Source organism: Phenylobacterium sp., from assembly GCF_030693805.1.
Taxonomy (GTDB): Bacteria; Pseudomonadota; Alphaproteobacteria; order Caulobacterales; family Caulobacteraceae; genus Phenylobacterium.
This window is the reverse complement of sequence record NZ_JAUXZW010000286.1, coordinates 1-7,692: the sequence shown is the minus strand read 5'-3', so window position 1 is coordinate 7,692 and position 7,692 is coordinate 1. Positions and strand designations below refer to the sequence as shown.

The window sequence follows — 7,692 nt, the reverse complement described above, 5'->3', positions numbered from 1 at the left end:
AGATCAGATGGATATCGCTTGGTCTTCTTCGCGATCTTGGCCATCCGGCCACGGCTCTGCTCGGTCCACATCCCGAGCTTGAATCACAGACCACGATGAAGCGGAATCACCGCTCACGCCTTTTCCAAACAGCCTCTAAGGTCTCCAACAGGCCGCCGAGGTCTTTGGCGAACCCGGCGAGGGAGATGGCGTCGCCCTTGGGCGCCTTGGATTTGCCGAGGCCTGGCAAGTCCCACATCACCAGCCGAAAGCGCTTGCCAAGATCCTGGCGCGCGGCGTCCCAGAACGTGTGGTCCATGCCCCAGCCATGGGTGAGCAGCAGGATAGGCGCGTCGGCGGGGCCGTGCTGGTCAACATAGAGGCGCGAGCCGCTGGCGCCGTCCTGAAGCGCTCCGCGGCCGTCGTCTGGCACGCGCCGGCGGCCACTACCGCGGGCGAGCGCCAGGAGCGCTACAAGGCGGCCGAGGAAGGACCAAGCGAGCAAGGCGCCGCCCACCCAAAGCCGCCAGTCCTCTCGGACGAGGACAAGCTCGCCTGCGGAATCGCGGATCCAGGCTCCGTCATACCAGGACCACAAGAGATAGGCGCCGAGCGCGAGCAATGCGATCGACGCGATAGAGGTTAAGAAGCGGGGGAGCGTTAGCATTTGGAGGCCCTGGATCTGGCGTTCTAATCGCCCGCGAGCGCGGCCGTTCCTACGGTAAACGAATGACATGTTTTGCGACGAGGCCGAGCTCTCGCCCGACGGTAACGGCTGGGCCAGCGACGTCTGCCACGCGTGGCGGGATCGGCGCGCCGGAAATCAGGTGGCCTTGTCGAGCGCGGCTTCGCCAATCTTGTTCAACTGATCGATATGGCTTTGAACGACGGGCTTAGCCTTGCCCGCTAGTGCTTTGAGGGCGGGGTCGGCGGCCGACCTTCCGATGCGTTCAATGAAGGCCCTAATTCCAACCAGGCAGGGGTGAAGGGGCCTTCAATGAGGGCGGGGCGATCGGCCGTCTCATCGCTAAAGAAGTCAGGCCGCTTTCTTCTGCCAGTCAGGCTTCAGAACAACCTTGGTGACCTCGTTTTGCTGTTCCTTGAACATCTTGTAGCCCTTCGGAGCGTCTTCCAGAGGAAGGCGATGGCTGATCAAGAAGGTCGTGTCGATTTTGCCTTCACCGATCATCTCCAGCAACGGGCGGAGATATTTGTGTACGTGGGTCTGACCAGTCCGGACCTGCAGCCCCTTCTGCATGAGTGCGCCGATCGGTATCTTGTCGCCGACGCCGCCATAGACCCCCGGGATCGAGACACGTCCGCCCTTACGACACGCCATAAGCACTTCGCGCAACACGTGGGGCCGATCGGTCCCAAGCTTCGTGGTGGCCTTTACCGCGTCGAGCACGTTGTCGATCGTGAAGCCGTGGCTTTCCATGCCGACCGCGTCGATGCAGGCGTCGGGACCGATTCCGCCCGTCATCTCCATCAACGCCTCGCGCACTTTGACGTCGTGGTAGTTGATGATCTCCGCGCCCATGGATTTCGCCAGATCTAGCCTGCGAGGGTAGTGGTCGATGGCGATCACTCGCGCGGCGCCCATCAATAGAGCGCTCTGGATGGCGAACAGCCCGACGGGCCCGCAACCCCACACAGCTATGGTGTCGCCTGGCTCGATGTCGCAATTCTCCGCCGCCATCCAACCGGTCGGGAGAATGTCGGACAGAAAGAGCACCTTTTCGTCTTCAAGGCCGTCAGGGATGACGATGGGTCCGACATCTGAATAGGGGACGCGGACATACTCCGCTTGGCCCCCGGCATAGCCGCCCGTCATGTGGGAGTAGCCGAATAGTCCGCTCATCGCGTAGCCGTACGCGACCTCTGACAGATCGGCTTTCTCGGCGGGATTGGAATTGTCACAGGCCGAGAATTGCTGCTGACCGCAGAAAAAGCACTGGCCGCAGGCGATGACGAACGGAACGACTACCCGCTGCCCTTTTTGTAGAGTTGAACCCGGTCCCGCCTCGACGACCTCGCCCATAAACTCGTGCCCCAAGATGTCGCCTCGATGCATCGACGGGATGTAGCTGTCGTAGAGGTGCAGATCCGATCCGCAGATCGCCGTTGATGTGATCCTGATAATCGCGTCTCGTGGATTGATAATTTGAGGGTCCGGGACGGTCTCCATGCGGACGTCGTGTTTGCCGTGCCAGGTCAGGGCGCGCATGCGGAGTTTCCTTGAAGCTGAGGATCAGGAGAAACTGCCGCGCGAGGCGGCGTCGGGAGCTTCCGCGGTGGAGATCTCGCCGGTTTCCATAAGCTGCTTGAATCGACGTAGCTCGTGGCGAGCTTGAACCTTGGGTTCCCGCTGGAAGAGTTTGCCGATCAGCTTGCCGAGATCGCCCCCTGGCGGGTCGTAGACGATGGTCGCCGTCACCATCGTGCCTCGGCCGCCTAACGCCTCGCTGAAGGTGATCTGGCCGGTGTTCATGATGTCCGCGCCTTCCACAGAGCGCCAAGCGATCACCTCGCCCTCGACATCTTCGGTGATCTCGGAGTCCCATTCGACGGTCTTGCCGCCGGGTGCGGAGACCACCCAGTGGGAGCGCCGATCGTCAGTGACGTCCACCCGCTCCACGTTCTCCATGATCCGAGCCAAGTTTCGGAAGTCGCGCCAGAATGCGTAGAGTTCCGCTCGCGGTCGATTGATGGTGACGGTCCTCCCCACCAGGGAGGCCGCATCCCAGCCCAGCGCTTCGGCGGCGGTCTTAGCGACGTCCCGCTGATGTACCGCCGCGGTTAGCGGCGCATCGCTCTCGCGGGCCCGCTCGACGTGATCTTCACTCATGGCAGCTCTCCCTCGTCGACTGGAACAGAGGGGTGCGCGTGAGGTTCCTGCAGTTAACTCAAGTTAGGTTTCGTCTGTGCAGAGCTCCGCCCAGCGTCTTGACTGCGGCCCTGAGCGCCGACCGAACAGCCCCGCCGCCCTTTGCAGGCAAGCGATGCGGCGCCTTGCACAGTAGAGCCTGCGCGCTGATCTGACTTACGCGGCGACGGCGCGCAGGGCGGACCCGCGCCGGGGAAGAAATGCTTCGTTTGGCTGCCATGGCGCCGGGAATCGACTGACGTACCCGCTGGCCTCGACGAGCTGCGCGCGGTCCACGAGTGTCACGTAGTTCTGCTTGGAGGAGACCAGCCCGCCCCGGCGAAGCGCTTGCAGCGTCCTGTTTAGGTGAACCACGCTGAGGCCAATCACGTCGCTGACCATTTCTTGCGTAAGGGGTAGATGGAAGGTCGTGTCGGTCGCCAGCCCGACTTGGCTCAGTCGCTCGTGCGCTTCGAGCAGCATGTGCGCCATGCGCTCGAAGGCGGACATACGTCCCAGTCGAACGACTTGATCGCGCAGGATAGCCACCTCGCACCGCCCAGCCGCGAGCCACGCTCTTCGCAGAGGCTGATACTCGGGCTCTGGGTTGTTCAAGCAGGTCATGAAGGGCGACCCATCGGCGACGAGGACGCGGGTAAGCGCGACCAACGTCTCGCCAGCATCCGAGGTTAGCAGTTCTCCAGGAAATCTTAGCGCGAGAATCTGCCGGCGGCCGTTGGCGAGCAGGCGCACGTCACCGACAACCCCGCCTACGAGTAACTGGACTTCGTTGCGCGCGCCCTCGGCGAAAATCTGCGATCCCGGTTCAAACTGCCGTCGGGTTTCATCCAAGCCGATGCTGTCAAGCGCAGCTTCGCTGACCTTCGCTCGCATGGCCGATAAGCGTCGAGCCAAAAGTTGCGAACTCCTGAGATGGTGCTGGATTATGCTGATCACGGTACCCTCGCTTCCCGACGAGCTAAGGCGTGCCGCTCCGTGAAATCTCGCACATATGTTAACCTATCCGAATGCCGAGGGCGCTTCATGGCTCATCTCGGAATGTCGAAAAGGTTTAGGTAGGTCGGATCAAACTCGGCGATCGCCGTCAGCGCGTCCCAATTGCGAATTTCAACCTGTCGCCCCCGCCAGGACAGGGTTTCGGTACTGCGAAGCTCTTGGAACACGCGGTTGGCGTGGACGGCGGAAATGCCGAGGCAGTCCGCGACCTCGCTTTGGGACAAAGGGAACGCGAAACGGCCTTGTTCCGCCCGGCCTGTAAGTTCTAGTCGAACGTAGAGTTCGCAAAACAGATGAGCTGTCTGTTCGAGGGCGGTGCGTTTGCCGCTGCCCACAAGCCATTGGCGCAAGATCGCGGCGTCGATCAATGTGCTGAGCCACAAGAGCCGCGCAACATGGGGTTGGCTGGCTGTCACCGCCCGCAGTCGTTCGTGGGGCGCCAACGCAATGCGGCAAGGCGTGAAGGTGGCGACGGAATGATCCATTACCTGCAGCGGCAAGCTATGGAGATCTACGAAGTCCCCCGGCACGTGGAGCGCAACGATCTGTCGACGGCCATCCGACAAGGTGACGTAGCGACCGGCCCACCCCTCAAGAAGGAGGTGGGAACGCCTCTGGCGGTCATGTTCACGCACGACGTCCTGGTCCGCCGGAACCTCAATGACCTCACTGAGCACGCTGCGCATTGCGCCTTCTTCATCCGCCGTCAAAGTGTGGTCGCGGCGACGGAGATTGCGGACCCAGATATCGACGCCGGGCTCTTCCATCGTGTGTCTCCCACCAGGGCAGGGAGTCCCAAGTCCGCAACGCAGCTACCCAGCGGACCTGCCGAGAACGCGCAATCATTCTCAAGGTGCCGCCTCAGCTACCGGCAGGAGCGAGGGGCGAGGGCTCCCGCCTCTATCATTTGGCTCTAATTAGAACTCGAGCTTGCGCCCCCTCCTTACTCAGCATGGCCCGATTTTTCTTCCACACTGAGAACGGCGCCGTCCGTCTCGATACAGACGGGGTCGAACTCGCGAGCGAAGACGCCGCAGGCTTAGAGGCCACCGGCTTACTTGGCGCGTTGCTCGCGGACTCCCCACGTGGGTTCTGGGATTCGCGTCGGTTGACCGTCACGGTCGCAGACGCTGACGGCCAGACGCTGTTTACAGTCGAGGCGCGAACCCGGCGCCACGTCCCCAGCAACTAGGGCGCGAAAAATCGGTGGGTCGCGATCGGGCGCTCCGACAAATCGCTAACCTGCAGAGAGACATCACAGCCGTTATCGACAAGCCTCAGGGCGAGGGCGCGCGCTGTGTGCTCAGCGTCGGCGCCGGATCGAAAGAAAGTCGGCTCGAGCGGAAGATCGCAATTCATCCACCAGCCGCCGCCCGTGGCTGGCCCCACCTTTAGAATAACCTCGGTCATTGGGTCCTCCCGCTGACATTCAGGACCGTTCCGCTGCCGGAAGCTTTCACAAATGTAGGGGGCGGTCATCGGCGTTCGAGGCGGACGCACGCGCGCTTCACGCACAAGTTCTCGCTATTCAGCAGCAATCCCAGCCGGAATGGCTTGTAGCGGCTGAATGGTCCGCGCGTTCGCGCCTTGGATCCGGCGGAAGGTCGCCAAAGCCTGCCCCGTGACCTGATCCATGTTGTAGTAGCGATAGGTCGCCAGCCTTCCCACGAAGCTGACGTTCGGCGTCGCCAGCGCGAGCGCTTCATATTGTTTGAAGAGCGCTTGGTTTTCCGGCCGAGGCACAGGGTAATAGGGATCACCGTCAGCACGGGGATACTCATAGGTGATGGTAGTTTTGCCGCTCTGCTGACCAGTGAGGTGTTTGTATTCGCTGATCCGCGTATATGGCGTGGCCTCATCAGGGTAGTTCACTGTGCCCACCTCCTGAAACCAGGGTTGGTCCAGGGTCTGGTGTCGGAACTCGAGGCTTCGGTACGGCAGCCGCCCGTACCGATGATCGAAATATTCGTCGATCGGTCCGGTAAAGATCAGGTGGTCGTAAATCAGCTCGTCGCGAACGTCCTCGAACTCCACGCTCACCTCTACGTCCAGACCCTTCTGGTCTAGCATGTTGTCGAACATCGCCGTGTAGCCGTCGGCGGGCATGGCCTGGAATTTGTCGGTGAAGTAGCGGTCATCTGTATTCACCCGAGTGGGGACGCGTGCAGTGACGGACTTGTCTAGTTCGGATGGATCCATACCCCACTGCTTGCGCGTGTATCCCTGGAAGAAGGTCTCATAAAGCTCGCGGCCGACCTGAGAGATGACCACGTCCTCGGATGTCCGGATCCGATCGACCGGCTCCGCGCGAGCCCGCAAGTATGCCTCGGCGTCAGCATCGGACTTCAGGTCAAGCCCATAGAGGGTGTTCAACGTCGTCCGATTGATGGGGACGGGGACGCGCAGACCATCACGCACGTTGGCTAGTACGCGATGCTCGTACGGCCGCCAGCGCGTGAACTGGGACAGGTAGGCGAACACCTCGTCCGAATTCGTATGGAAGATGTGTGGTCCATAACGGTGCATCAGGATGCCAGCTGCGTCCCTTTCGTCATAGGCGTTGCCGCCGACGTGAGGTCTCCGGTCGACGAGCAGAACGCGCTTGCCGAGTTGGGTCGTCAGGCGTTCGGCGAGAACCGAGCCAGCGAACCCCGCGCCGACCACCAGATAGTCGTAGGCAGAGGGGCGGTCCGCGGGCCAAACGACGGGCGAGCCGATCGCGGCCGGGGTTTTGCCCTGCTTGGCCGACGCCTTTGAGACCAGCTCCCGCGTAGCTGCGAAGGTTTCGTCCCATGACATGGTCGCCAAAACAGCATCTGCTGCTTTAAGCCAATCGCCATCACCCGCATCCAACGCCAAAGCATCCTCGCAGGCCAGGACAAAGGCTTCCGGATCTCTCGCGATCATCACCGCCTCGAGCTGGCTGTAGTGACGGGCGACGTCGGTGATCGGCGTTGACACTACAGGCCGCCCGCCTGCCAGGTATTCGGGGGTCTTCGTTGGGCTGATGAACTGGGTCGCGGCGTTCACCGCAAAAGGCATCAGCGCCACGTTCCAGCCTGAAAGGTAGGCGGGCAGCTCTGAGTACGATTTCCCGCCAAGGAAATGGAGATTCGGGCGCGCGGGCAATTCGGCAGGATCGATTTTGACCACGGGTCCGACGACGACAATACTCCAATGGGGCCGGGCATCTGCAATCGACGCTAAGAGTTCGAGGTCCATCCGCTCGTCGACAACGCCGAAGAAGCCCAACCTCGGCAATGGGATCGCCGCTTGATCGGCCGGTTCGTTCTGGTTGATCCGCGCTTGGGCAAAATGCGTTTGATCGACGCTGGACGGGAAGGGGTGGATATTGGCGTGACGGTCGCGCTTGGCTTCCCACAGACTGTATCCGCCGGTGAACACAACATCAGCTTCAATCAACAGTTCGGCTTCCAGGGTCAGCAGCTCTGGCGGAGCGAACTTGAAATTGGCAAGTTCGTCCATGCAATCGTACACTGTGCAGCTCGCCTGCAAGTGCCGTGAGAACGGCAGCATCATCGGTGTGTAGTACCAACGCACGAGGTTAGCTGAACCTGCGATTTGCGCATCGAGCATCTGCCGCAGCGCCACCTCGCGAAGCTGGCCCGAAAGGTCGGCAGGTAGGATCGGCGTGGCGATAACGACGCCGCTGACGTGGCACTCGCGAACGTTCAACCGCGGCGGTTCGCCCTGCGCGCCGTCGAGCGGCTCCTCCCAATAGATTACGGACCTCGTTTTTGCGAACCGCGTCATCAGGTGTTGGGGGCGTTGGAAGACAAAGTCCCAGCGGAGATGGGAAAAGCAGATCA

At 61.6% G+C, this 7,692-nt stretch carries 7 protein-coding genes; 1 reads left to right on the top strand and 6 read right to left on the bottom strand.

Features of this window, described 5'->3' with window-relative positions:
* Window positions 1–106 precede the first annotated feature (106 nt).
* From Q8M88_RS11035 to Q8M88_RS11015, 5 genes are all read right to left on the bottom strand, one after another.
* Window positions 107–484 carry an alpha/beta fold hydrolase gene (locus Q8M88_RS11035; RefSeq protein ID WP_305597209.1) on the bottom strand — a complete coding sequence of 126 codons (378 nt, stop codon included), beginning with the start codon at window positions 482–484 and terminating at the stop codon, window positions 107–109.
* Window positions 485–1,015: 531 nt separating this feature from the next.
* The gene (locus Q8M88_RS11030) at window positions 1,016–2,206 is read right to left on the bottom strand and encodes a zinc-dependent alcohol dehydrogenase (RefSeq protein ID WP_305597208.1); all 1,191 of its coding nucleotides are present in this window, start codon (window positions 2,204–2,206) and stop codon (window positions 1,016–1,018) included.
* A gap of 24 nt (window positions 2,207–2,230) precedes the next feature.
* Window positions 2,231–2,827 (bottom strand): SRPBCC family protein, encoded by a 597-nt coding sequence (locus Q8M88_RS11025; RefSeq protein WP_305597207.1) that lies wholly within the window; start codon window positions 2,825–2,827, stop codon window positions 2,231–2,233.
* A 195-nt stretch (window positions 2,828–3,022) separates the two neighbouring features.
* Window positions 3,023–3,802: a Crp/Fnr family transcriptional regulator gene (locus tag Q8M88_RS11020; RefSeq protein ID WP_305597206.1), complete on the bottom strand. Its 780-nt coding sequence runs from the start codon at window positions 3,800–3,802 to the stop codon at window positions 3,023–3,025.
* Between the two features lie 92 nt (window positions 3,803–3,894).
* Entirely contained in the window at window positions 3,895–4,629 is a 735-nt protein-coding gene (locus Q8M88_RS11015) for a Crp/Fnr family transcriptional regulator (protein ID WP_305597205.1), read from the bottom strand.
* A 185-nt stretch (window positions 4,630–4,814) separates the two neighbouring features.
* Between Q8M88_RS11015 and Q8M88_RS17730 the strand changes: the two genes are divergently transcribed.
* Window positions 4,815–5,054 (top strand): hypothetical protein, encoded by a 240-nt coding sequence (locus tag Q8M88_RS17730; RefSeq protein ID WP_371132680.1) that lies wholly within the window; start codon window positions 4,815–4,817, stop codon window positions 5,052–5,054.
* A 332-nt stretch (window positions 5,055–5,386) separates the two neighbouring features.
* Here the strand turns inward: Q8M88_RS17730 and glf are convergent.
* The coding region (gene glf, locus Q8M88_RS11010) for a UDP-galactopyranose mutase (protein ID WP_305597204.1) at window positions 5,387–7,692 on the bottom strand (2,306 nt) is incomplete at its 5' end.